The organism is Streptomyces sp. NPDC043870, assembly GCF_056435785.1.
In genome coordinates this window covers 1-22,236 of record NZ_JBWKDT010000025.1, presented here as the reverse complement: position 1 = coordinate 22,236, position 22,236 = coordinate 1, and the positions used below count along the sequence as shown (strand labels likewise).

21 protein-coding genes are annotated in these 22,236 nt (G+C 71.6%); 10 read left to right on the top strand and 11 right to left on the bottom strand.

All coding sequences use genetic code 11. From position 1 onward, the window contains the following. Positions 1–7 precede the first annotated feature (7 nt). From AC0699_RS26445 to AC0699_RS26430, 4 genes are all read right to left on the bottom strand, one after another. Positions 8–1,924: a LamG-like jellyroll fold domain-containing protein gene (locus AC0699_RS26445; protein WP_478664759.1), complete on the bottom strand. Its 1,917-nt coding sequence runs from the start codon at positions 1,922–1,924 to the stop codon at positions 8–10. Between the two features lie 173 nt (positions 1,925–2,097). Next, complete coding sequence (locus tag AC0699_RS26440) at positions 2,098–2,526, bottom strand: (2Fe-2S) ferredoxin domain-containing protein (RefSeq protein WP_478664758.1); 429 nt, start codon at positions 2,524–2,526, stop codon at positions 2,098–2,100. After that, entirely contained in the window at positions 2,523–3,044 is a 522-nt protein-coding gene (locus AC0699_RS26435; RefSeq protein ID WP_478664755.1) for an isochorismatase family protein, read from the bottom strand. Before AC0699_RS26435 ends, AC0699_RS26440 begins: the two co-directional genes overlap by 4 nt. Before the next feature lie 204 nt (positions 3,045–3,248). Next, on the bottom strand, positions 3,249–4,292 hold the full coding sequence (locus AC0699_RS26430) for a bile acid:sodium symporter family protein (RefSeq protein ID WP_478664752.1): 1,044 nt from the start codon (positions 4,290–4,292) through the stop codon (positions 3,249–3,251). A gap of 116 nt (positions 4,293–4,408) precedes the next feature. Here AC0699_RS26430 and AC0699_RS26425 point away from each other — a divergent pair, with 116 nt between their 5' ends. From AC0699_RS26425 to AC0699_RS26405, 5 genes are all read left to right on the top strand, one after another. Beyond that, the gene (locus AC0699_RS26425; protein ID WP_478664749.1) at positions 4,409–5,296 is read left to right on the top strand and encodes a LysR substrate-binding domain-containing protein; all 888 of its coding nucleotides are present in this window, start codon (positions 4,409–4,411) and stop codon (positions 5,294–5,296) included. 295 nt (positions 5,297–5,591) lie between these two features. Next, entirely contained in the window at positions 5,592–7,391 is a 1,800-nt protein-coding gene (locus AC0699_RS26420) for an AMP-dependent synthetase/ligase (RefSeq protein WP_478664746.1), read from the top strand. A gap of 139 nt (positions 7,392–7,530) precedes the next feature. Then, positions 7,531–8,790 (top strand): ABC transporter substrate-binding protein, encoded by a 1,260-nt coding sequence (locus AC0699_RS26415; protein ID WP_478664742.1) that lies wholly within the window; start codon positions 7,531–7,533, stop codon positions 8,788–8,790. Between the two features lie 12 nt (positions 8,791–8,802). After that, positions 8,803–11,580, top strand: a complete 2,778-nt coding sequence (locus tag AC0699_RS26410) for an ABC transporter permease subunit (RefSeq protein ID WP_478664739.1) — start codon at positions 8,803–8,805, stop codon at positions 11,578–11,580. After that, complete coding sequence (locus tag AC0699_RS26405; RefSeq protein ID WP_478664736.1) at positions 11,577–12,344, top strand: ABC transporter ATP-binding protein; 768 nt, start codon at positions 11,577–11,579, stop codon at positions 12,342–12,344. The genes AC0699_RS26410 and AC0699_RS26405 overlap by 4 nt, the downstream gene beginning before the upstream one ends. Here the strand turns inward: AC0699_RS26405 and AC0699_RS26400 are convergent. Then, positions 12,301–13,155 carry a helix-turn-helix domain-containing protein gene (locus AC0699_RS26400; RefSeq protein ID WP_478664734.1) on the bottom strand — a complete coding sequence of 285 codons (855 nt, stop codon included), beginning with the start codon at positions 13,153–13,155 and terminating at the stop codon, positions 12,301–12,303. The two genes, AC0699_RS26405 and AC0699_RS26400, sit on opposite strands and share 44 nt — an antisense overlap. Before the next feature lie 100 nt (positions 13,156–13,255). On the opposite strand from AC0699_RS26400, the gene AC0699_RS26395 reads away from it, so the two are divergent. Further along, on the top strand, positions 13,256–13,858 hold the full coding sequence (locus AC0699_RS26395; protein WP_478664731.1) for an NADPH-dependent FMN reductase: 603 nt from the start codon (positions 13,256–13,258) through the stop codon (positions 13,856–13,858). A gap of 206 nt (positions 13,859–14,064) precedes the next feature. Here the strand turns inward: AC0699_RS26395 and AC0699_RS26390 are convergent, their stop codons facing one another. From AC0699_RS26390 to pqqA, 6 genes are all read right to left on the bottom strand, one after another. Next, a complete protein-coding gene (locus tag AC0699_RS26390) occupies positions 14,065–14,856 on the bottom strand; it encodes a Tat pathway signal sequence domain protein (protein WP_478664727.1) in 792 nt (263 codons plus the stop codon). A gap of 143 nt (positions 14,857–14,999) precedes the next feature. After that, entirely contained in the window at positions 15,000–16,121 is a 1,122-nt protein-coding gene (pqqE, locus tag AC0699_RS26385) for a pyrroloquinoline quinone biosynthesis protein PqqE (RefSeq protein ID WP_478664725.1), read from the bottom strand. Beyond that, positions 16,118–16,372 (bottom strand): pyrroloquinoline quinone biosynthesis peptide chaperone PqqD, encoded by a 255-nt coding sequence (gene pqqD / locus AC0699_RS26380; RefSeq protein ID WP_478664722.1) that lies wholly within the window; start codon positions 16,370–16,372, stop codon positions 16,118–16,120. The genes pqqE and pqqD overlap by 4 nt, the downstream gene beginning before the upstream one ends. Beyond that, positions 16,369–17,100 carry a pyrroloquinoline-quinone synthase PqqC gene (gene pqqC / locus AC0699_RS26375; protein ID WP_478664941.1) on the bottom strand — a complete coding sequence of 244 codons (732 nt, stop codon included), beginning with the start codon at positions 17,098–17,100 and terminating at the stop codon, positions 16,369–16,371. Before pqqC ends, pqqD begins: the two co-directional genes overlap by 4 nt. A gap of 101 nt (positions 17,101–17,201) precedes the next feature. After that, positions 17,202–18,107 (bottom strand): pyrroloquinoline quinone biosynthesis protein PqqB, encoded by a 906-nt coding sequence (gene pqqB / locus AC0699_RS26370; protein WP_478664719.1) that lies wholly within the window; start codon positions 18,105–18,107, stop codon positions 17,202–17,204. An 11-nt stretch (positions 18,108–18,118) separates the two neighbouring features. Continuing rightward, positions 18,119–18,229, bottom strand: a complete 111-nt coding sequence (gene pqqA, locus AC0699_RS26365; protein ID WP_478664717.1) for a pyrroloquinoline quinone precursor peptide PqqA — start codon at positions 18,227–18,229, stop codon at positions 18,119–18,121. Between the two features lie 258 nt (positions 18,230–18,487). Here pqqA and AC0699_RS26360 point away from each other — a divergent pair, with 258 nt between their 5' ends. The 4 genes from AC0699_RS26360 to AC0699_RS26345 all read left to right on the top strand — a co-directional run. Further along, positions 18,488–19,324 (top strand): aldo/keto reductase, encoded by an 837-nt coding sequence (locus tag AC0699_RS26360; protein ID WP_478664715.1) that lies wholly within the window; start codon positions 18,488–18,490, stop codon positions 19,322–19,324. 122 nt (positions 19,325–19,446) lie between these two features. Beyond that, on the top strand, positions 19,447–20,352 hold the full coding sequence (locus AC0699_RS26355) for a LysR family transcriptional regulator (protein ID WP_478664713.1): 906 nt from the start codon (positions 19,447–19,449) through the stop codon (positions 20,350–20,352). A 169-nt stretch (positions 20,353–20,521) separates the two neighbouring features. Next, entirely contained in the window at positions 20,522–21,088 is a 567-nt protein-coding gene (locus tag AC0699_RS26350) for a cysteine dioxygenase family protein (protein WP_478664711.1), read from the top strand. Beyond that, on the top strand, positions 21,088–22,236 hold a 1,149-nt coding region (locus tag AC0699_RS26345), incomplete at its 3' end, for a YeiH family protein (protein WP_478664708.1). The genes AC0699_RS26350 and AC0699_RS26345, both read left to right, overlap by 1 nt.

The following is a 22,236-nucleotide window of genomic DNA, read 5'->3' as shown; positions in this document are numbered from 1 at the left end:
TTGACGGTCAGGCGTTCATGAACGCGCGTACGGGAAGGGCGCGTTCGGTGACACGGACATCGCCGATCCAGCCGCGGAACAGCTGGTCGAGACGACCGCCGTACTCGTAGCCGCCGAGCAGCCAGGACAGTCCGAGGGTGGTCAGGCCGTTGGTGGCGGTGGCGGGGTTGCGGGCGACCGGGCAGCCGTCGACGTACATCGTGGTGTGGCGGCCGTCGTTGACGACGGCGACGTGCCACCAGCTGTCGAGCGGCAGTTCATGGCCCCAGTTGGTGACGAGGCCCTTCTGGTCGAGGGGGGCGGCGGCCCACTGGAGGGCGTGGCCGTCGGAGAGGGACAGGGTGACGGCGGGCTCTTCGGGGTCGCCGGTCTTTCCTGCCGCGCCGAGGGTGCCCTGGCGGCTGAGGAGCGCCGACCAGGCGTTGCGGGAGCTGGTCCAGTCGGCGGGGAGCTTGAAGAACGCCTCGATCGTGTAACCGGAGCGGAAGGTCGCCGTGTTGAGCGGGGCGTCCTGCACGGTCTGCAGGAAGGCGCCGCGCAGCGGGGGCTTGCCGCCGTCGAACCAGAGGCTGCCGTGGCCGGGCTGGTCGGGGTGGTGGCCTGCTGACCAGCGCAGGGCGCCCGCGGGACTGCCGGGGACGGCGGTGCGGGTGAGGTCGTTGCCGTGGCCGGACAGGTCGGGGACACGGAGGGTCTCGTCGGCCGCGGATCCGTCGGGCCGGCCGTTGTCGAAGCGCCAGTACGCGACGGTGCCGGGGATCAGCATCCGGGAGGCGGGGCGGGGGCGGCGCGGGGTGACGGGGGCGAAGCCGGCGAACCGCTTCTCGAAGTCGAGCGGCACGGAGAAGGAGTTCGCGGCGTCGGTGAGTTCCAGCTCGCGGCGCTCCAGGGCGTTGAGCCTGCCCGACTCCTCCTTGGCGAGGAGCCACGGGGAGAACGTGGAGACGTCGATGGTGTTGCGCGCCAGGTCGAAGCGGTAGAGGCGGATCATCGCGCTGCCGCCGAAGTAACGGTCCTGGTAGTTGGTGATGTGCAGATGGACGTCGTTGCCCGCGGCGTTCTCGCGTACGGTGCGGGCGGCCGGCCAGAAGTGGCCGTTGAGTGCGAGGAAGACCTGGTCGTGGCCGTCGATCAGCTCGTCCCACAGGCGCTGCCCGAACCCGGAAAGCCGGGCCTCGTCCCCTGCGTGGTCGGCGTACACCAGCTCGTGCGTGGTGAGGATGACCGGCGTCTTCGGGTGCTGGGCGATGACGCTCTTCGCCCAGGCGATGCCGGCCGCCGAGGGACGCCAGTCGAGGGCGAGGACCAGCCATTCCCGGCCCGCGGCGCGGAAGCGGTGGTAGGTGTTGTAGCCGTCCGGGGACGCGCCGCCGAAGGTGCGCATCCGGCGCAGCCGCTGCGGGCCGAAGGCATCGAGGTAGGGGGTGCGGCCCCGCTGGTCGTCGGTGCGCGAGTCGATGTCGTGGTTCCCGGCGAGGACGCTGTACCCGGCGCCGCGCCGGTCCAGGATCCGGAACGCGTCGCTGAGCGGGGCGAATTCCTCCGGACGGCCGTTCTCGGTGAGGTCGCCCAGATGGGACAGGAACACGATGTTCTCGTCGTGGGCGTGGCCGAGGACGTATCGCAGTGCCGCCTCGACGGGCTCCTTGTGGATGCTCGCGCCGTCGAAGAGGTACTGGGTATCGGGCATGACGGCGAGCGTGAAGCGGGGGCTGTCGGGGTCGGACCGCCATCCGGCAACGTTGTCAGACGTCGTCGCGGCTGCCGGGGTCGCTGCGGCTGCCGTGGCCGCCGTGGTGCCCGTGAGCCCCACGGCTGCGGTCGCCGCGCCGACGGCACCGGCCGCCCGCAGAACCGAGCGCCGGCTGGTCCCACTCGCGCCGCCCGCATCCGGCGCGTCCGGCTCAAGAAGCTGACTGGACATCTCTTCTCCCCACCCTTGGCCCATGTGACGCCCCGCACGCTATGTGCGCCTCGCACGTCCCACGCCTCTCATCGGCAACACCGGGAAGAAGACTGCGTGAACGGGTGCGGGGTTGGGGAACCGGGCTCCCAGGGGGCGCGCGGGCGGCAGGCGTGGGGCCGGGATCAGCGGGGTCAGCGAGTTCCGCGGGGGCGGGTGGCGGGTGGCGGGATCAGCTGGAGCGACAGGGTCGGCGAAGGCTCCGCGAGGCCCGGTCCCCCGGCCTCGACCCAGGCGAGGATGTCGTCCGTGGCGTCGTCGTCCAGTACCCAGCCGACCCAGACCGCGCGGGCACCGCGGGCGCGGGCGGCGGAGGACGGCTGCACCACGACCACGTTGGCCTGCCCGCACGGGCCGAGACACTCGCTGGTCCGGACGGCGAACCGGCCGGCCGAGCCCGCCGCGGCCTCGCGCAGCCGGCGGAGCTGGGTCTCGTGGTCGGTGCCCGGATGCTTGCGGGCATCACCGCAGCAGCAGCCACGGCAGACGACGAGTGTGCACGGGCGGGAGGCGCCGGGGCGTATCCAGGTACGGGTGCCTCCGGCCGTCGCACCGGCCGTCACTGCGCGGCGCCCAGTGTGATGGCCGAGGCGGCGGCCACGGTACCGAGGCGCGGGAAGTTCAACTCGACGGCGGCGCGGTGCTCTTCGGCGGTGAGGGCCGCCATGGCGTCCTCGGCGAAGACGAGTTCGTAGCCGAGGTCGGACGCGGCGCGGGCCGTCGACTCGACGCCGAGGTTCGTGGCGATGCCGCCGAACACGACCGTACGGATGGAGCGTCCCGCCAGGATGTCGTGCAGCCCCGTGCCGTGGAAGCCACCGACGGTGCGCTTGACGACCACGATGTCGTCGGGCGCGGCGAGCGCGGCGACAAGACCACTGCCGGGCGGCTGGGTGCCGGCGCCCGGCCGCTCCGTGCGGATCAGGACGACGGGCGCATCCGCCGCGCGGAAGGCGGCGGCCAGCCGGCCGGCGGCGGCGAGCGCGGCGTCACCGGTCCGGGGTGCGAGCGGGAGCGCGACGATGCGTTCCATCGGATCGACGAGGACGAGCGCGGTGGTGCGGGCATCGAGTGCGGGCATGGGCTCACGCTATCGGCCGGTGATCTCGTACCCCTGGTGGGGGCGGGGACGAGACGTCTGCGGCGGGGCTGGATTTCCCATCCCGTCCGGCAATGAGGAAGGAGGAACGAGGAATCGGCCGGAGGCCGTACGGGGGTCCGGGCCGCACGAGGTCCGGGCCGCACGGGGTCCGGGCCGCACGGGGTCCGGGGGCGAACCCCCGGATCAGTCGCGCACCGTCGCGCGCGGGCGCGACGGTGCCGGCGGGGCCGTCGGGCCCGCCGGAACCGGCTGCGGGTCCTTGGCCCGCCGCTTCGCGATGACCGCGCAGACCATCAGCTGCATCTGGTGGAAGAGCATGAGCGGCAGCACGGCGAGGCTCGCCTGGGCGCCGAACAGGACGCTCGCCATCGGGAGTCCGGCCGCGAGGCTCTTCTTCGAGCCTGCGAACTGGATCGCGATGCGGTCGGCGCGGCCGAAGCCGAGCCGCTTCGAGCCGTACCAGGTCAGCGTGAGCATCACCGCGAGAAGCACCGCCTCGACGAGGAGCAGCGCACCCAGCCGCACCGGTGTGACCTGGTGCCACACTCCCGCGACCATGCCCTCGCTGAACGCGGTGTAGACGACGAGCAGGATCGAGCCGCGGTCCACGTAGCCGAGAAGCCTCTTGTGGCGGGTGCGGAATCCCCCGGTCCACCGGCGCAGCACCTGCCCGGCCAGGAACGGGACCAGCAGCTGCAGCACGATCTTCACCAGGGAGTCCGCGGAGAAGCCGCCCGCGCTCTGCCCGAGGAGCAGCGCCGCGAGCAGCGGGGTGAGGAGGATTCCGGCGAGGCTGGAGAAGGAGCCCGCGCAGATCGCCGCGGGTACATTGCCGCGGGCGATGGAGGTGAAGGCGATCGACGACTGGATGGTCGAGGGCACGAGACACAGGAACAGCAGACCGCTGTGGAGCTGCGGGGTCAGCAGCGAGGGGACGAGGCCTTGCGTCGCGAGCCCGAGCAGCGGGAAGGCGACGAACGTACTGACCAGCACGGTCAGATGCAGCCGCCAGTGCCGAAGTCCGTCCAGTGCCTCCCGGGTCGACAGCCGTGCCCCGTAGAGGAAGAAGAGCAGGCCGACCGCTCCGGTGGCGGCACCGTCGGTGACCGTGGCGGCCGTGCCCGAGGCGGGGAGGAGTGCCGCGAGGAGCACGGTGGCGAGCAGCGCCACGATGTACGGGTCGACCGGCAGCCAGGACGGCGGTCGTAGGGGGGTGCGGCGGCTCATGTGCTCCACTTGCTCTCGGTTCAGGTCGTGCCCTCTCCATCGTCCACACCGCCGAGCCGATCGGGAATCCCGTACACCACTCTGACTGTCATCACGATCGGCGATAGGCTGGTCTCGTGTACGACCCCGCACAGCTGCGTACCTTCCTCGCCGTCGCCCAGACGCTGAGCTTCACCCAGGCCGCCCGCAGGCTCGGCGTACGGCAGTCCACGGTCAGCCAGCATGTGCGGCGCCTGGAGGATGCGGCGGGCCGGCAGCTCTTCACCCGTGACACCCACAGCGTGGAGCTCACCGAGGACGGCGAGGCCATGCTCGGCTTCGCCCGGACGATCCTGGAGGCACACGAGCGTGCGGCGGCCTTCTTCACCGGCACCCGGCTGCGCGGCCGCCTCCGCTTCGGCGCCTCCGAGGACTTCGTGCTCACCCGGCTCCCGGAGATTCTGGAGTCGTTCCGCCGCGACCATCCCGAGGTCGATCTGGAGCTGACGGTGGAACTCTCCGGCACCCTGCACGAGCAGCTGGAGGCGGGCCGCCTCGACCTCGTCCTCGCCAAGCGCCGCGTCGGCGGGACGCACGGCGAGCTGGTCTGGCAGGACGCTCTGACCTGGATCGGCGCGCCTCGGCTGCGCCTCGACCCGGACCGCCCGGTGCCCCTGATCGTCTTCCCGCCGCCCGGCATCACCCGCGCCCGCGCCCTGGAGGTCCTGGAGGCGCACGGCCGCGCGTGGCGCATCGCCTGTACGAGCACGAGCCTGAGCGGTCTGATCGCGGCGGCGCGCGCGGGTCTCGGCGTCATGGCGCACACACGCGGGCTGATCCCGCCGGGCCTTTCGCCCGTCCCGGCCCGCGCCGGCCTGCCGGAGCTGGGCGGGGTGGACTTCGTCCTGCTGCACGGCCACCGGGCGGGCGCTCCGGCCGGCACCCGGGAGGCGGCGGACGCCCTCGCCGCCGCGGTCCTCGCGGGCGGCGACCGGCTGCACCGCCCGTCCGGCGGCCCGCACTGATCCCGCAAGCCCGCACTGATCCCGTAAGCCCGGTCACACCGGGAGGAGGCGTGGGGCAGAGGTGTCTGCCGCGTACAGATTCGGTGCAGATTCCACCGGACGTTACCTACTCTTCGGTTCAGGGCTGGTCCCGGGGTTCCCCATGTGGCTGGATATAGACGGCTGACCAGCGCCAATGCGATATGTGCCGAGTTGTTGAAGGCCCTCCCGCAGGAAAGTCCCTTGGGGTACCGTCACCGGCGCTGTGCGGAGCGCCACGAGGAGCAGGTCATTGCGTGAGTTCACGGTTCCACCCTTGGCGACGACACCCCCTGTCGGCGGGCTGGCGGATGCCGTGTTCGATCACGCCCAGGCCGATCCGGAGCGGGTCGCGCTCGGCCGCAAGGACGACGAGGGTCAGTGGCGTGATGTGACCTCGGGCGAGTTCCGGGACGAGGTCCTCGCCCTGGCGAAGGGGCTCCTCTCGCAGGGCGTACGGTTCGGCGACCGGGTCGCGATCATGTGCCGTACCCGCTACGAGTGGACGCTCTTCGACTTCGCGCTGTGGACGGTCGGGGCCCAGTCCGTCCCTGTCTACCCCACCTCCTCGGCCGAGCAGGTCTTCTGGATGCTGCACGACGCCGAGGTGTCCGCCTGCATGGTCGAGCACGAGGACCACGCCATGACGATCGGCTCGGTCATCGACCGGCTGCCTCATCTGAAGCGGCTGTGGCAGCTGGACAAGGGGGCCCTCGGCGATCTGCTCGCGGTGGGTGCGCACGTCGACGACGACGTCGTGCACCGGCACCGGCGGGCGGTGACGCCGGAGTCCGTAGCGACGGTGATCTACACGTCGGGGACGACGGGCCGGCCCAAGGGGTGCGTGATCACGCACGCCAACTTCATGTACGAGACCGACACGCTCATCGAGCGCTGGGAGCCGGTCTTCCACTCCAAACCGGGCGACGAGGCGTCGACGCTGCTCTTCCTGCCGCTCGCGCATGTCTTCGGGCGGATGGTGGAGGTCGCGGCGATCCGCGGGCGCGTCAAGCTGGGCCATCAGCCGGTGCTTCAGGCCAGCGCGCTGCTCCCGGATCTTGCGGCGTTCCGGCCGACGTTCATCCTGGCCGTCCCGTACATCTTCGAGAAGGTCTTCAACGCCGCCCGGCGCAAGGCGGAGGCCGAGGGCAAGGCCGGTCCGTTCGACAAGGCCGTCGATGTGGCGGTGCGGTACGCGGAGGCCCTGGAGCACCGGGAGTTCGGGCTGGGCCCGGGCCCGTCGGCGGCTCTGCGCCTGCAGCACCAGTTCTTCGAGAAGGTCGTGTACCACAAGGTCCGCGCGGCGATGGGCGGCCGGGTGCGGCACGCGATGTCCGGCGGGTCCGGCATGGACCGCCGGCTCGGCCTCTTCTTCGAGGGCGCGGGCGTGACCGTCTTCGAGGGGTACGGACTGACGGAGTCGACCGCGGCCGTGACCGCCAACCCGCCGGAGCGCACCAAGTACGGCACGGTCGGGCAGCCCATTCCCGGGACGACCGTCCACATCGCCGAGGACGGCGAGGTGTGGGTGCACGGCGGTCAGGTGTTCTCCGGCTATCTCAACGACCCGAAGTCCACCGACGCCGTGCTGAACGACGGCTGGCTGGCCACCGGCGACCTGGGCTCGCTCGACGAGGAGGGCTATCTGACGATCACCGGGCGGAAGAAGGAGATCCTGGTGACCTCGGGCGGCAAGAGCGTGTCGCCGGTGGGTCTCGAGGAGCGGGTACGGGCGCATCCGCTGGTGGCACAGTGCATCGTCGTGGGCAACGACCGGCCGTACATCGCGGCGCTGGTCACGGTGGACCAGGAGGCGGTCGACCACTGGCTGACGATGCGCGACAAGGCGCCGCTGCGGCCGGCCGAGCTGGTTCGTGACCCGGATCTGGAAATGGAGATCCGGAGGGCGGTGGTGGCCGCCAACACACTGGTGTCGCAGGCCGAATCCATTCGTACGTTCCGGATTCTGGCCCATCCGTTCAGCGAGGAGCACGGGCTGCTGACTCCGTCGCTGAAGCTGAAGCGGAAGGCGATCGAGACGGCGTACGCGACGGAAGTGGACGCGCTGTACCACTGACACCCCGCACGCCATCCTGTGCTGACGCACCATCAATTGATGATGCGTCAGTTATTGACGGTTCATCAGGTCGAGCACAGAATCTCCGGGGGTCGGGGGTGTCCCCCGAGATGGCGCAGTCTCGACGGAGGGACCTACCGTGTTGCGACCGATCCGCACCATCGCCGCAGCCGCCGCAGCGCTGCTGCTCGCCACCGCCTGCAACTCCGCCTCCTCGTCCGGCGAACCCAGCGGGAAGGGCGCAGCCTCCGCGCGCGGCGTCACGGCCGACTCCATCAAGGTCGGCGGCATCGTCTCCATGACCACCGCCAGCGGGTACAGCAAGAAGGACACCGACCTCGGAGCCAGGGCCCGCTACGACCGCGCCAACGCCGAAGGCGGCGTCAACGGCCGCAGAATCGAGTACCTGGGCGCCGAGGACGACGGTCAGGATCCGGCCAGGAACCTGGCCGCCGCCCGGAAACTGGTCCAACAGGAAAAGGTCTTCGCCGTCGCCCCGATGAGTTCGGTGACCTTCTCCGGCGCCGATTTCCTGGAGCAGCAGAGGGTGCCGACCTTCGGCTGGGGGACGCTGCCCTCGTTCTGCGGGCCCAAGCACATCTACGGCTTCAACGGCTGTCTCGTTCCCATGCCGGGCGGGACCCTCAACCAGACCTGGCCGGAGGGCCTCGGATCGGTCCTCGGCGGCACGAGCGGCAAGTCGGTCGCGCTGATCGCCACCGACAACGACGCGGGCAAGTTCGGTATCCGCACCTTCACCCAGGGCTTCACGGCGGCCGGCTTCCAGGTCTCGTACGCGAAAGCCCTCGTGCCCGCCACGTCGATGCCGAGCGACTGGTCCGCGTACACCAAGGAGATCCTGCGGTCGAACGGCGGCAAGGCGCCGGACGCGGTCGTCTCCGTCATGCAGACCCCCTACAACATCGGACTGTTCACCGCCCTGAAGCGGTCCGGCTTCAAGGGCGTCATCTCCGATCCGACCGACTACGACCCGGGGCTGCTGGCCAAGGACGCGACACGGCAGGCGCTCGACGGGGTGCATGTGCTGCTGCAGTTCGAGCCGTTCGAGTCGCCGAGCCCCGCGATGAAGCAGTTCAAGGAGGACATCCGGAAGGCGGCGGGCGGCAAGGACGTTCCGCTCAACATGCACATGATGACGGGCTACATGTCCGCCGACCTGTTCCTCGCGATCGCGGAGAAGGCGGGCAAGGGTCTGACCGTCGAGTCCTTCCAGAAGGCGGCGTCCTCCTTCTCCGACACCGGGACGTTGGTCGGCGACCGGGCCGAGCCCAAGGGGCGTAAGGAGAGCTTCGGCTGCGGTGCGCTCGTACAGCTGAGGAACGGGCGGTACGAGGTGTCGTCGCCCTTCACGTGCTACCCGCCCGTCCCCTTCAAGTGAGGGTCGTCAGTCGTGGGTGATCTGCTGGGCTTCGTGCTGAGCGGACTGGTCTCGGGTGCGCTGTACGCCCTGCTGGCGACAGGGCTCGTGCTGTCCTACTCCGCGTCCGGTCTGTTCAACTTCGCGCACGGCGCGACCGCGTACCTCTGCGCGCTCGCCTTCTACGAGCTGCACTCCGGATTCGGCCGGCCGGCCGTGCCGACCGCGCTGCTGCTGGTGTTCGTGGTGGCCCCCGGGATCGGGTGGGGACTCGACCGGCTGATGTTCCGGGGGCTCGCGCGGGTCGGCGAGACCGCACAGATCGTCGCGACGATCGGTCTGCTCGTCGCGCTGCCCGCGGCGGGACTGTGGGCGGTGGAGCTGCTCGCGGACGCCGGCGCACCGGTGCTTCCCGCGGAGAACCAGTACGGACTGCCGGGTGTCGGGCCGAGCCCGGCCGTGTCCTGGCAGCCGGTGGACGGTGTCGGCATCGACTCCGACCAGTTGATCACCTGGGTGGCGACCGCCGTCGCCGCGGTGGGGCTGTGGGTGCTGATGCGGCACACCCGGCTCGGGCTGCGGCTGCGGGCGGCCGTCGACAACCGGGGTCTGGTCGAGCTGCGCGGCATCAGCGCGGACCGGCTGTCGTCGATCGCGTGGATGCTGTCGTCGGGTCTGGCGGGCCTGGCCGGGGTGCTGGCCACCCCGCTGCTCGGCCTGTCCGCCCACGACTACACGCTCTTCCTCTTCGTCTCGGCGACCGCGGCGGTCCTCGGCCGCTTCGTTTCGGTGCCGCTCGCCTTCGCGGGCGGCCTGGGGCTGGGGGTGCTGCAGAACCTGGTCGCCGGGTACACGTCCTTCGCGGAGGGGATCACGGGGTTCCGGACCGCCGTGCCGTTCCTGATCCTGTTCGCGGGGCTCCTGGTGATGGCGCAGCGGCGCCGGGCGGCCGGGACGGCGGCGGCCGACGCCCCGCCCGTCGACTATCTGGCGGGGCGTTCGTGGCGCCGCAGATGGGGCCCGTGGGCGCTCGCCGCTGTCCTGCTGGCCACTGCCTTCTACACGGTGACGACCCCCTTCTGGAGCGGGATCCTCGCGCAGGGATTGGCGATCTCGCTGGTGTTCCTGTCCTTCACGGTGGTGACCGGGCTCGGGGCGATGGTGTCGCTGGCGCAGGCCACGTTCGTGACGAGCGCGGCGCTGGTGGCGGGACTGCTGATGAGCCGGGGCTGGCCGTTCGTGGCGGCGGCCGCGGTGGGCACCTGCGTGGCGGCGGTCCTCGGGGCGGTGGTGGCGCTTCCCGCCCTGCGCCTGGGCGGCCGCTCCCTGGCGCTGGCCACACTGGCCCTGGCCTTCCTGGCGGACCAGGTGCTGTTCCAGTTCCGCCCGCTGCGCAACGGCGACACCGGGTGGGAGATCCCTCGTCCCGTGTTCGGCCCGGTGGACCTCGGCGACGACCGGGCGATGGGCGTGGCGCTCGTGGTGCTGGTGACGATCGCGGTCGCGGCGCTCGGCGCGCTGCGGACCTCACGCGCGGGGCGGGCGATGCTGGCGGTCCGCTCCGCCCCGGCGGCGGCACTGGCGTCGGGAGTGTCGGTCGTCCGTACGAAGCTGCTGCTGTTCACGCTGTCGGCGGGGCTGGCGGGGTTCGGCGGCGTGATGTACGCGTCGTTCAACACGCGTATCACGGCAACGGACTTCACCGCGATGACCGGGCTGGTGTGGCTGGCGGTCGTGGTCGCGGCGGGGGTACGGCGGCCGCAGTTCGCGGTGGTGGCGGGGCTGGTGTTCGCGCTGGTGCCGCATCTGATGGCGGAGTACGTGACGGAGTCCTCGCACCTCCCGGTGATCCTGTTCGGGCTCGCGGGTCTGGCGCTGGCGAACGATCCGGACGGGTATTGCGCGGCGATCCCGATGCGGCTGCACGCGCGGCGGGAACGGTTGCGGGGGCGGATTGTTCCGGAGATTCCGGAACAGGGGGCGAGCCCCCGGCCCCCGTCGGGACGGGAGGAACAGGTACGGGAGCGGGCTCCCCGTACCACCGGCACCGGCGGCTCCGCGCCGCTCCCCGGGAGCCCGAACCCGACACGGACGGAGACCACCGTCCCCGCCGCACTGGAGTTGCGCGGCGTCCACGCCGGTTACGGCGGAGCGCCCGTCCTGCAAGGGGTGGATCTCGCGGTCCGCGGCGGGGAGATACTCGCCGTCCTCGGGCCCAACGGCGCCGGGAAATCCACCGCCTGCCGCGTCGCCGCCGGAGTGCTCGCCGTGGAGCGCGGGGGCGTGTACCTCGGCGGGCTGGAGGTCACCCGCGACCGGGCCGTACGGCGGGCGCGACGGGGCGTGCTGCTCGCGCCCGAGGGGCGGGGAATCTTCCCGGGGCTGACCATCGAGGAGAACCTGGCGCTGCGGCTGGAGGAGAAGGAGGCGCGGGAAGCGGTCCATGAACGGTTCCCCGGGCTCGCCGCCCGCCGCACCGTGCACGCGGGCTCCCTCTCCGGCGGTGAACAGCAGCTGCTCGCCCTCGCCCCGCTGCTCCAGCACCCGCCCGCCGTGCTCATCGCGGACGAGCCGTCGCTCGGTCTCGCCCCGCGCATCGTCGAGGAGGTCTTCCAGCTGCTCACAGAGCTCCGCGCGGCGGGCACGGCGCTGCTGCTGGTGGAGGAGAAGGCATCCGAGGTCCTCGGGATCGCCGACACCGTGGCGTACCTCGCGCAGGGCCGGGTCTCCTGGTGCGGCCCACGTGCCGAAGTGGAGGCGGACCGGCTCACCGAGGCGTACCTGGGGATCAAGGAAGGGGTCCGGCGATGACGCGGTACGTACTGGAGGCGGACGCGATCGGGGTACGGTTCGGCGGGGTGCGGGCGCTGAACGGCGTGGGCATCGGTCTGCGCGCAGGCGAGATCTGCGGTCTCATCGGACCCAACGGGGCGGGCAAGACCACCCTGTTCGACGTACTGTCCGGGATCCGCCGGGCCGACGAGGGCCGGATCGTGCTGGCGGGGTCGGACATCACCCGCCGCTCCCCCGTCTGGCGGGCCCGCCACGGAATGCGCCGGACGTTCCAACGCCAGCAGCTCTTCGGGCAGTTGACCGTCGCGGACAACCTCCTCGTCGCTCAGGAGTGGCGGCGCGGCTCGGCACCCGCCCGCCGCGACCGGGCGGCCACCGTGCTGCGCGAGTGCGGCCTCGACGCGCTCGCGCAGACGTACGCCGGCGGGCTCCCCGTCGGCCGGGCCCGCATGGTCGAGCTGGCCCGCGCGCTCGCCGACCCGCCCCGCGTACTGCTCCTCGACGAGCCGGCGTCCGGCATGTCCGCGCCGGAACGCGCCCAACTGGCCGCCGTGGTACGGCACATGGCCCACGAGGAGGACTGCGCGGTGCTGCTCGTCGAGCACAACGTCGCGTTCGTGATGGAACTGTGCGCCCGCGTCGTCGTCCTCGATCTGGGCGAAGTGCTCGCCGAGGGCAGCCCGGCCGAGGTGCGGGCCGATCCCAAGGTGCGGGACGCCTACCTCGGCACCACGCCCGTCAGCCGGACACCGCCCGCAGCGCCCCCGGCCGCCGCCCGGTGAGGCGGTCCAGCGCCGCCGACGTGGCCTCGTCCGCCGGCAGGTGGACGAGGAGGCGCTGATCGTCGTCGGCGGGCAGTTCGAGCGTTTCGTAGGCGAGGCGCAGCTCGCCGGCCTCCGGGTGGTGCAGCCGCATGATGCCGCTGGACCTGGGGAGGCCGGGCACGGTGTCCAGGCGTCCGGTGAAGTCCGCCCCGGCGGTGACCGTCAGCTCGTCGGCGAGGACCGCGACATGCGGGTCGGCGCGGAACGGCCCCTGCTTGAGGGCGGCCACCTGTTCGTCGGCGGCGTGGTCCCAGTCGGGGAACGCGGTGCGTGCCCGCGCGTCGGTGAAGACGTAGCGGGCGAGGTTCGGCGGGTCGCCGTCCAGCAGGCCGATCGGGCCCGCGAGCCGCGCGTACCCGTCCGTCCAGGAGAGGATCTCGCTCAGCCGGTTGAACAGTACGGCGGGGGCGGGCTCCAGGCGTTCGAGCAGGGCCTGCACGGTGGGCCGGACGGTGCGGGCAGGCAGCGCCCCGCCCATGCAGTTGAAGCCGCCGTCGGCGGCCTTGGTCAACCGGTGCAGGTGGATGCGTTCGCTCGGGGGCAGCCGGAGCGCCTCGGCCAGCGCGGACAGCACTTGCGGCGACGGCCGGCGGTCGCGTCCCTGCTCCAGCCGGGTCACGTACTCGACGCTCACACCGGCGAGCATGGCCAGCTCCGCCCTGCGCAGGCCCGGGGTGCGGCGGCGCAGCCCCGTGGGCAGCCCCGCCTCGGCCGGAGTGACGGCTTCCCGGCGGCTGCGCAGAAACAGACCCAGCTCGTTGTCGCTCACCCTTCGAACGTAACAGCCGGGCCGCCGCGGAGGGTGGCCCTGCCACTACCAGTCCCGGCCCGGCCTTCCTGCTCGCCGCGCAGCCCGCCAGGTTGGAGCCATGACCTCACGGACTCTCAATCTCGCAGTGATCACCGGCAGCGTCCGGCAGGGCCGGTTCGGACCCGTCGTCGCGAACTGGTTCGCCGAACAGGCCCGGCACCACGGCCGCTTCGCGGTGGACCTCATCGATCTGGCGGACACGGAACTGCCACTGGAACTGCCGCCCGTCCCGCCGGCGCTCGAGCCCGGCATGGCCCGCCCCGGCACGATGGCGGAGCTCACCCGGCGGCTCGACGCGGCCGACGCGTTCGTCGTGGTGACGCCCGACTACAACCGCAGTTTCCCGGCGTCCCTCAAGTCCGCGATCGACTGGCACTTCACCCAGTGGCAGGCCAAGCCGGTCGGCTTCGTCGGCTACAGCGGCGCGAGCGGCGGCCTGCTGGCGATCGAGCAGTTGCGGCAGGTCTTCGGCGAGCTGCACGCGCACACGGTCCGTGACTATGTCTCGTTCCCCCGCTACTACGAACTGTTCTCCGCCGACGGCACCCTCATCGATCCCGAGGGCCCGAACGGGGCGGCGAAGGTCCTCCTCGACCAGCTCCAGTGGTGGGCGGCGGTCCTGCACGACGCACGCCGCGACCGCCCCTACACCGCCGCCTGACTCCGCCTCACTCCGCCTCACTCCGCCTCACTCGCCTGACGTCGCCTGACTTCGCCTGAAGCACGCCGCCCGGCACGGAGCGGGACTCCGCGCCGGGCGGCCGCGTACGCCCTACCCGATCGTCACCCGGAAGATCTTGTCAGGGGAACGTGAGCGTGGCGCCGGGCCCAGGTGGTCCAGGCGCCGGCCGGTCCTCTCGGACGGGCTCAGACGAGCTGGTAGGCGCGCAGGCCGGTGAGGAGCAGGTGGCAGTTCTGCAGGGATCCCGAACTGTCGCCGAGAGAGCGGTAGATGCCCCACTTGGGGCGCACCCGGTCCGCGAGGAAGGTGTCGACGCCCGACTTCGACTTGTCGACCACGGTCGTCGAGCCGTTCTTGAGGATCCAGCGGACCGAGCCCGACGTCCCGTTTCCGATCCTGATCCGGAAGTCGACGTCGATCCACTTGTTGTGCAGGGGCTCCAGGTTCGTCCGGCCCACCAGCGTGTCGGAGCCGAATAGCTTCAGTTCGATCGTCTGGACCCCGCTCACCCGGCGCAGTGACTGCACGACGATCGGGGAGCTGCCGGTGCCGGGCTGCTTCATCTGCATGATGTGGGTGAAGCTCGTGGTCGCCTTCAGGCTGCTGGGGATGTACATCGCGTAGGTGATCCGCCAGGTCTCGCCCTGCAGCCACTTCAGGTACGAGGAGCCGTTGCGGCAGCCGGTGACCTCCTGGCGCTGGCGGTCGGTGCTGGTGTCGCGGTCGACGGTGTGCATGGTGAAGCGCCAGTTGTCGCCCTCGGCGAAGATGTGCGGCTGACCGGCCGTGTGCGAGTCGGCGCGGTCGTCCTCGATCGTCTCGAAGGCCTTCAGTCCGTCGCCGCTCGCGGAGGGCGACCAGCGCAGCTGCCAGGAGGCGGCGGACGCGGCCGGCGCGGCGGGCAGTCCGGCCGCGACGGCGCCACCGAGGGCTGCGCCCAGTACGGCCCTGCGCGATGTGCCATGTGATGCGGTCATCTCGTACGTCACCTCGCTCGGAGTTGTTCGGTCATGACCGGGAAGGTGCCGAGGACGGGGAAGTCGTTCGTCGCCCTCGCGCGGCCGATCGGGTGCGCCGGTGGCCCGGTCCCTGGTATCGCTCGATCCCGGCTGCCGGCGCTTCATGGTGCTCGTTGGCCTTCCTCGCGGTAGGCGTACGCGGGAACCGGCTGCTCGTCCGCGCCGCCGCGGGGCGCGTCCACCAGTGCGCGTACGAGTCCGTGGTCGGGCGAGAGCCGGCAGACCGGGTCGGTGCGCGCCGCGTTCCCCGTGAGCGCGTACGCCTGGCAGCGGCAGCCGCCGAAGTCCTTGGTACGCAGGTCACAGGTGCGGCACGGTTCGCTCATCCAGTCCTCGCCGCGGTAGAGGTTGAACGCCCGGGACTCGCGCCAGATCCACTCCAGCGGGCGGTCCTTGACGTTCGGTGCGTCGAGGCCGGGCAGCGGGGCCGCGGCCGGGCAGGGGTAGACGGTCCCGTCGGGGGCGACCGTGAGCGAGACGGCACCCCAGCCGCCCATGCAGGGCTTGGCCGTGCCGTCCACGTAGTCGGGCACGACCCAGACGAGGTCCACGCGCCCGTCGAGCCGGGCCCGCCAGGACTCGACGGAGCGCCTGGCCCGCGCGACTTGCTCGCGGCCGGGCAGCAGGGTGTCGCGGTTGACCAGGGCCCAGCCGTAGAACTGGGTGTTGGCCAGCTCGATCCGGTCGGCGCCCCAGGCGAGGCCCAGTTCGACGATGTCGTCCAGTGCGTCGAGGTTGGCCCGGTGCAGTACGACATTGAGCCCGAGGGGCAGTCCCGCCTCCCGTACGAGCCGGGCCGCCCGTTCCTTCGCCGCGAACGAGCGGGCGCCCGCGACGAGTTCGGAGGCGACGGCGTCCGCGTGCTGGACGGACAGCTGGACACTGCGCAGGCCGGCCTCGGTCAGCGCCGTGAGCCGCTTCTCATGGAGGCCGACCCCGCTCGTCACCAGTTGGGTGTGGATGCCGTACGCGTCGGCTGCCGCGACGATCTCGGTGAGATCGCGGCGCAGCAAGGGCTCGCCGCCGGACACATGCATCTGGACGACTCCGAGGCCGGAGGCCTGCCGCAGCACGTCGGTCCACTGCCGCGTGGTCAGTTCCTCTGACCGACCGACCAGTTCGACGGGGTTGGAGCAGTACGCGCAGCGCAGTGGACAGCCGTGGGTGAGCTCGGCCAGCAGCGCCCATGGCGGCGCGACGGGGGGCGGTCCGGCGGTGGTCATTGCAGCCACCCCTCCGCCTTCAGCCGGCCGAGGAACGCGGGGACCTCGGCGGCGACCGGCGCACCCGGATGACGTGCGGCGAGCTCCGCGACGATCGCGTCCACGTCGTGCTCGCCGTCGCAGAGCCGCACGATGGAGCCCGCGTTGCCCTTGAGGACGACGACGCGCTCCGGCAGGACCAGGAGATCCGTCGTGCGCACCGGGTCGTGGCGGAGCATCACCGACCGCGACAGCACCGGTTTCCACGTCATGTCCGCTCCCCCAGATCCCCCAGCTTCCTCAGATCCTGCGGCTCCTCCGGCTCCCCCGCGCGCTCGATCGCGTCCAGCAGCGACCACAGCACGTCGCACTTGAAGGCGAGCGCCGCGACCGCCGCCTCCTGCTGCTCGCGCGTGCGCGCCCACTCCAGAACCAGGCCGAGCGCCTCCTCGCTGTCGCGGCCGCCCTGGCCGATGCGGTTGCGGAAATAGGTGAGCCCGTCCGCCTCGATCCAGCGGTAGTGGCGTTCGAAGGCGGCGATGCGGGTGCGCATGATGCCGGGTGCGGAGAGTTCGGTGAGCGAGGCGGCTACGGCCTCGAGCGGACCGCGCAGCCGGCAGAAGTTGACGTACCCGTCGACCGCGAGCCGGACGCCGGGCAGAACTTCGGCCCCTGACCACAGCCGGGCGCGGTCGATTCCGGCGGCCTCGCCGAGACGCAGCCAGCGTTCGATGCCGCCGTCGCCGTCCTTCTCCCCGTCGTGGTCCTGGATCCGGCGCAGCCAGGCCCGGCGCAGCGCCGGGTCGTCGAACTTGGCGAGGATCAGTGCGTCCTTGACGGGGATGTGGCGCTGGTAGTGGAAGCGGTTGACGATCCACCGACGCAGTTCGGCGGGAGTGAGGCTGCCTTCGTGCATCCGTACGTTGAAGGGGTGGCGGTCGTGGTAGCGCTCGGCGGCCACGGCGCGCAGCCGCGCCGTGAGCTCGTCCTGGCTCCAGATGCCTGTGCCCGCTCCTGAGGTGCCCGTACTCGGTCCTGTAATGGGTCCTGCACTCGGTCCTGTACTCGCTCCTGTGCTGGTTCCATTGTTCGTTGCCGTACTCACAGCTCGATCACCATCCGGTCGGCGGCGACTTCGAGGCCCCAGCCGGACAGCAGCGCGTGCTGTGCGGCATCCGGGTCCCCGAGGGGGTTGGTGTTGTTCAGGTGGGTGTAGAGGCAGCGGGCGCGCAGCCCGGTGAGCCGCCGGGCGGTGCCGTTCGGGCCGCTGATGGGGAGATGTCCCATGCCGGTGGCGGACTTCGCGGAGATCCCGGTGCGTACGGGTTCGCCGTCGTCCCAGAAGGTGCCGTCGAGGATGACGCAGTCGGCGTCCTCCACGGCGTTCTGGAGGCCGTCGGTCCAGCGGGCGAGGGCGGGGGCGTAGACGAGGCTCTTGCCCGTCGTCGTCTCACGCAGCCGTAGGGCGACGACCCAGTCGGGGTCCTCCGGGAGGAGGGTGTCCTCGGTGGCGGCGTACCGGGGCCGTTTCGCCGAGACGGGCACGGCGTCGATCTCGACCGTGCCGCCCTTGACGAGCGGCTGCGGATCCGCGCCCAGATCCCGCCACCCGAGCCGGGTGTAGGGGTCGAGGATGTCGCCGAGCCGGAGCCGCCCGAGGAGGGCTTCGCGTACGGGCGCGGTGGCGAGGATCTCGAAGCCGTCGGCCTCGCGCAGCCTGGCGATGCCGAGGGTGTGGTCGAGTTCGGCGTCGGTGAGGACGATCCCGGCCACCGGTGTGTCGCGCCGTCCGGGTCCGGGCCGCAGTGCGGGGGTGTCCTCGATCTGGTCACCGATGTCGGGGGTGGCGTTGACGAGGTACCAGCGCCCCTCGTCCGCGCGCAGGGCGAGTGAGGCGTGACGGCGGCGCCGGTGCGGGTGTGCGCGTGCCCCGGCGCAGCCGGGACACGCCCAGTTCCACTGGGGCAGCCCGCCGCCCGCCGCGGTGCCGAGCACCTGCAGCAGCATGGCGGCGGGGACTACCGGTCGGTGAGGGCGTAGGCGGTGACCTCGAGCGCGGTGTCGACGACCACGTACTCGGGGGTCTGCCAGACGGCCGCCTCCTCTGATGTTTCCTGTGTCTCCGTCATTTCTGTACCTGCCTTCCTGAGAGGTGGGGTTCAGGAGCTGCCCAAGGGGCGGGCGGTGGGACAGGACCGAGCGCGGCGTTCACATGGATGTACCGCGTTCAGCGATGTGCAATAGGGTTGCGCCATGGCGGGTCGCGGTCAATGGTTCCGACCAATAAGGTCGGAGCTGTATCGGCCAACTTCCCGGACGGGAATGCCCCCGCCGGAGTGATCGTTGACCGAGGGAGCACCACCCGACGACGTAAGGATCGACCGCTCGTGAGCAAGGTCCCCTCCATCATCCTCAACAACGGTGTCTCCATGCCGCAGCTCGGCTTCGGCGTGTGGCAGGTTCCGGACAACGAGGCGGCGAAGGCCGTCGGTACGGCCCTGGAGGCCGGTTACCGCAGCATCGACACGGCAGCCGTCTACGAGAACGAGAAGGGCACGGGCCAGGCCGTTGCCGCCTGCGGGATCCCCCGCGAGGAGCTCTTCGTCACCACCAAGCTCTGGAACGGCGATCAGGGCTACGACTCGACGCTCCGCGCGTTCGACGCCTCCCTCACCAGGCTGGGCCTCGACTACGTCGACCTGTACCTGATCCACTGGCCGCTGCCGGCCAAGGGCGCGTACGTGGACACGTACAAGGCCTTCGAGACGATCCTGGCCGACGGCCGCGCCAAGGCGATCGGCGTCTCCAATTTCCTTCCCGCACACCTGGAGCGGCTGCTGGGCGAGACCTCGGTCGTGCCCGCGGTGAACCAGATCGAGCTCCACCCGCAGCTCCAGCAGGCCGAGTCGCGGGCGTTCCACGCCAAGCACGGCATCGCCACCGAGGCCTGGTCCCCGCTGGGCCAGGGGCGGGGCCTGCTGGAGGTCCCGACGATCGTCGCGATCGCGCAGAAGCACGGGAAGACCCCGGCGCAGGTCGTGCTCCGCTGGCATCTGCAGCTGGGCAACGTCGTGATCCCCAAGTCCGTGACCCCGTCCCGGATCCGGGAGAACATCGACGTGTTCGGCTTCGAGCTGGACGCCGACGATCTGGCGGCGTTCGGCGCCCTGGACGAGGGCCGGCGGCTCGGCCCGGACCCGGCGACGTTCGCCATGGGTGCCTGAGCTGCCGCTCCGTGCCGCCCGGCGGGCGACGCTACTTTGAAGCCACTCCCTGGCTGAGGTCGGCTCAAAAGCGGCGCCCGCACATTCTTCTGCGCTCCCAATTTCTGCTTATGCTTTCTGCTGTGTTCGACTCCCGGTACATCAAGACCTTTCACGAGGTCGTCAGGACCGGTTCCTACTCGGCCGCCGCACGCGCGCTGGGCTACACCCAGCCGGCCGTCAGCCAGCAGATGAAGGCGCTGGAGCGGGATGTCGGCACACCACTGTTCACCCGGGTCGGACGGGGCATCCGGCTCACCGAGGCCGGGGAGGCGCTGACCCGGCACGCCGGGACGATCCTGGACAGTCTGACGGTGGCTCAGCAGCAGATCGACGCCATTGCGAGATTGCGCTCCGGGCGGGTGCGGGTGTGCGCGTTCCCCAGCGCCGGGGCGACCGTCATTCCCGAGGCCATGGCCCGGCTCGCTGCCGAACACCCCGGCATCAGGGTGGAGTTGGTGGAGAGCGAGCCGCCCGAATCAGTGCGGCTCGTGGCCCAGGGCGCCTGCGACATCACCCTGGCTTTCCGCTATCCGGGCCAGTCGGCGGAGATTCCGGATGAACTGTCGGAGATCCGGCTGCTGGAGGACCCGCTGACCGTGCTGCTCCCAACCGGGCATCCGCTGGCCCGGCGCCGCGCCGTGCGTCTGGCCGATCTTGCGCACGAGAAGTGGATCGCGGGCTGTCTGCGCTGTCGTGCCAACTTCCTGCACGCCTGCGCCGAGGAAGGGTTCTCGCCCGATGTCGCGTGCACGACCGACGACAACCTGGTGATGCAGAGCCTGGTCGCGGCGGGGGTCGGTATCGCCATGGTGCCGGCGCTGGTGCTGTCGTTCCTCTGCCACCAGAAGGTCACGGGCCGGATCCTGGAGCCGCACACCCGCCGTCAGGTCTATGCGTATGTGCTCCGCGACCATCAGCGGATCCCCGCGACCGCCCGCGTGCTGGACCAGCTCGTGGCGGTGGCCGAGCGGAAGCTCGGCTGCTGAGCGGAAGCCCGGTCGCTGAGCGGAAGCCCGGCCGCTGAGGTGCAGTCCGGCCGCTGAGCGGGCCGTCTGCGCCCCCACGGTCCCACATCCCCACCCATAAGCGCTTGTTGGATGCCCGGCAAGCATTCCTCCTTGGACGCGTGTGAGCGGGCGGGCGGACGCTGCCTCCATGACGCCTCCGAACGCGGCCACGGCCACCACTCCCCGGACCACCGCACGCATGCGTGCCCTCGTCGCGGAGATTCGCGAGACCGTGGACCGCGGGCTGCCACCGGAGCCCACGGCGCGGCTCGTCGCGGAACGGCTCGTCCCGCACCTGGGCATGGCCGACCTGCTCACCGCCGAGCAGTGCGAGGGCGACCCCGAGTGCTACCGCCAGCATGTGCTGCACGCCGAGCACGACGGCAGCTTCTCCGTCGTGGCCCTGGTCTGGCTGCCCGGGCAGGTCACACCGATCCACGACCACGTCTCCTGGTGTGTGACCGGCGTTCATGAGGGCGAGGAGCACGAGCGCCGCTATCAGCTGGTCCCGCACGGCGACACGGCCCGGCTGATCGCCACCCAGGACGTGGTGAACCCGCGCGGCGCGGTCTCCGCCTTCGCCCCGCCCGGCGACATCCACCTCGTGCGCAACGCCGGAACCTGCACCGCCCTGTCCCTCCACGTGTACGGAGCCGACATCTCCCGTCTGGGCACCAGCATCCGGCGCGTCTACCGCCTGCCGGCCAACCGCTGATGGCCCTCGCCGGTTCACGCGCGCACGGCAGCGCGGCTCCCGGCAAGGCCGCAGGGCCGGCCGGGGCCACCGGCCCCGGTCCGGGGCTCGTGCTGGCGGCCGCCGGTGTGGGCGCGGCATGGCTGGTGCACTCCGCACTGCCCGCCGTGCCGATGCTCACCGCCGCCGTCGTGCTCGGCATCGCCGCCGCGCACAGCCCCTGGCTGCGTACCCGCGTCCGCGGCCGGTGCCGTACGGGCCTCACACTGGCCGCGAAGCGGCTGATGCGCATCGGAGTCGTGCTGCTCGGTCTCCGGCTGAGCATGGCGGACGTCCTGGGTCTGGGCTGGGCGACGGTGGGCATGGTGCTCGGCGTGGTGGCCGCCACGTTCTGGGGCACCTGGTGGCTGGGGCGCCGGCTCGGACTGCCCGGTGATCAGCCGCTGCTGATCGCCACCGGCTACTCCATCTGCGGTGCCTCCGCGATCGGCGCGGTGAGCGCCGTGCGCGACAGCGACGACGAGGACGCCGTCACGTCGGTTGCTCTGGTGACCTTGTGCGGCACCCTCGCCATCGCCGTACTCCCGCTGCTGCACGGCCCGTTGGGGCTGACCGACGCGGAGTTCGGACGCTGGGTGGGGGCCGGCGTCCATGATGTGGGGCAGGTGGTGGCCACCGCCCAGACCGCCGGAAGCGGCGCGCTGGGCGAGGCGGTCCTGGTCAAACTCATGCGGGTGGCACTGCTGGCCCCGCTGGTCGCGGGCTTCGTGGTCGCCGCCAGGCGCCGGGGCCGAGGCGCCCCCGCTGCCGGACGCCCCCCGCTGGTACCGCTCTTCGTCCTCGGATTCCTCGCCATGGTGGCGCTGCGCACGACGGGACTGCTGCCCGCACCCGTCCTGGCCACCGCCGGCACGGCACAGGAACTGCTGCTCGCCGCGGCACTCTTCGGCCTGGGCAGCGCGGTGCATCTGCCGTCCCTCACCCGCACCGGAGTACGGGTCGCCGCCGTCGGGCTGACCGCCTGGGTGCTGATCGCCACGGCGTCCTACGCGGGCGTGGGGGGGGGGGGGGGGGGGGGGGGGGGGCGGGGGGGGGGGGGGAGGGGAGGGGGGGGAGGGGGGGGGGGGTGGGGGGGGGGGATGGGACGGGTAAGGCCAGACGGATGGGTA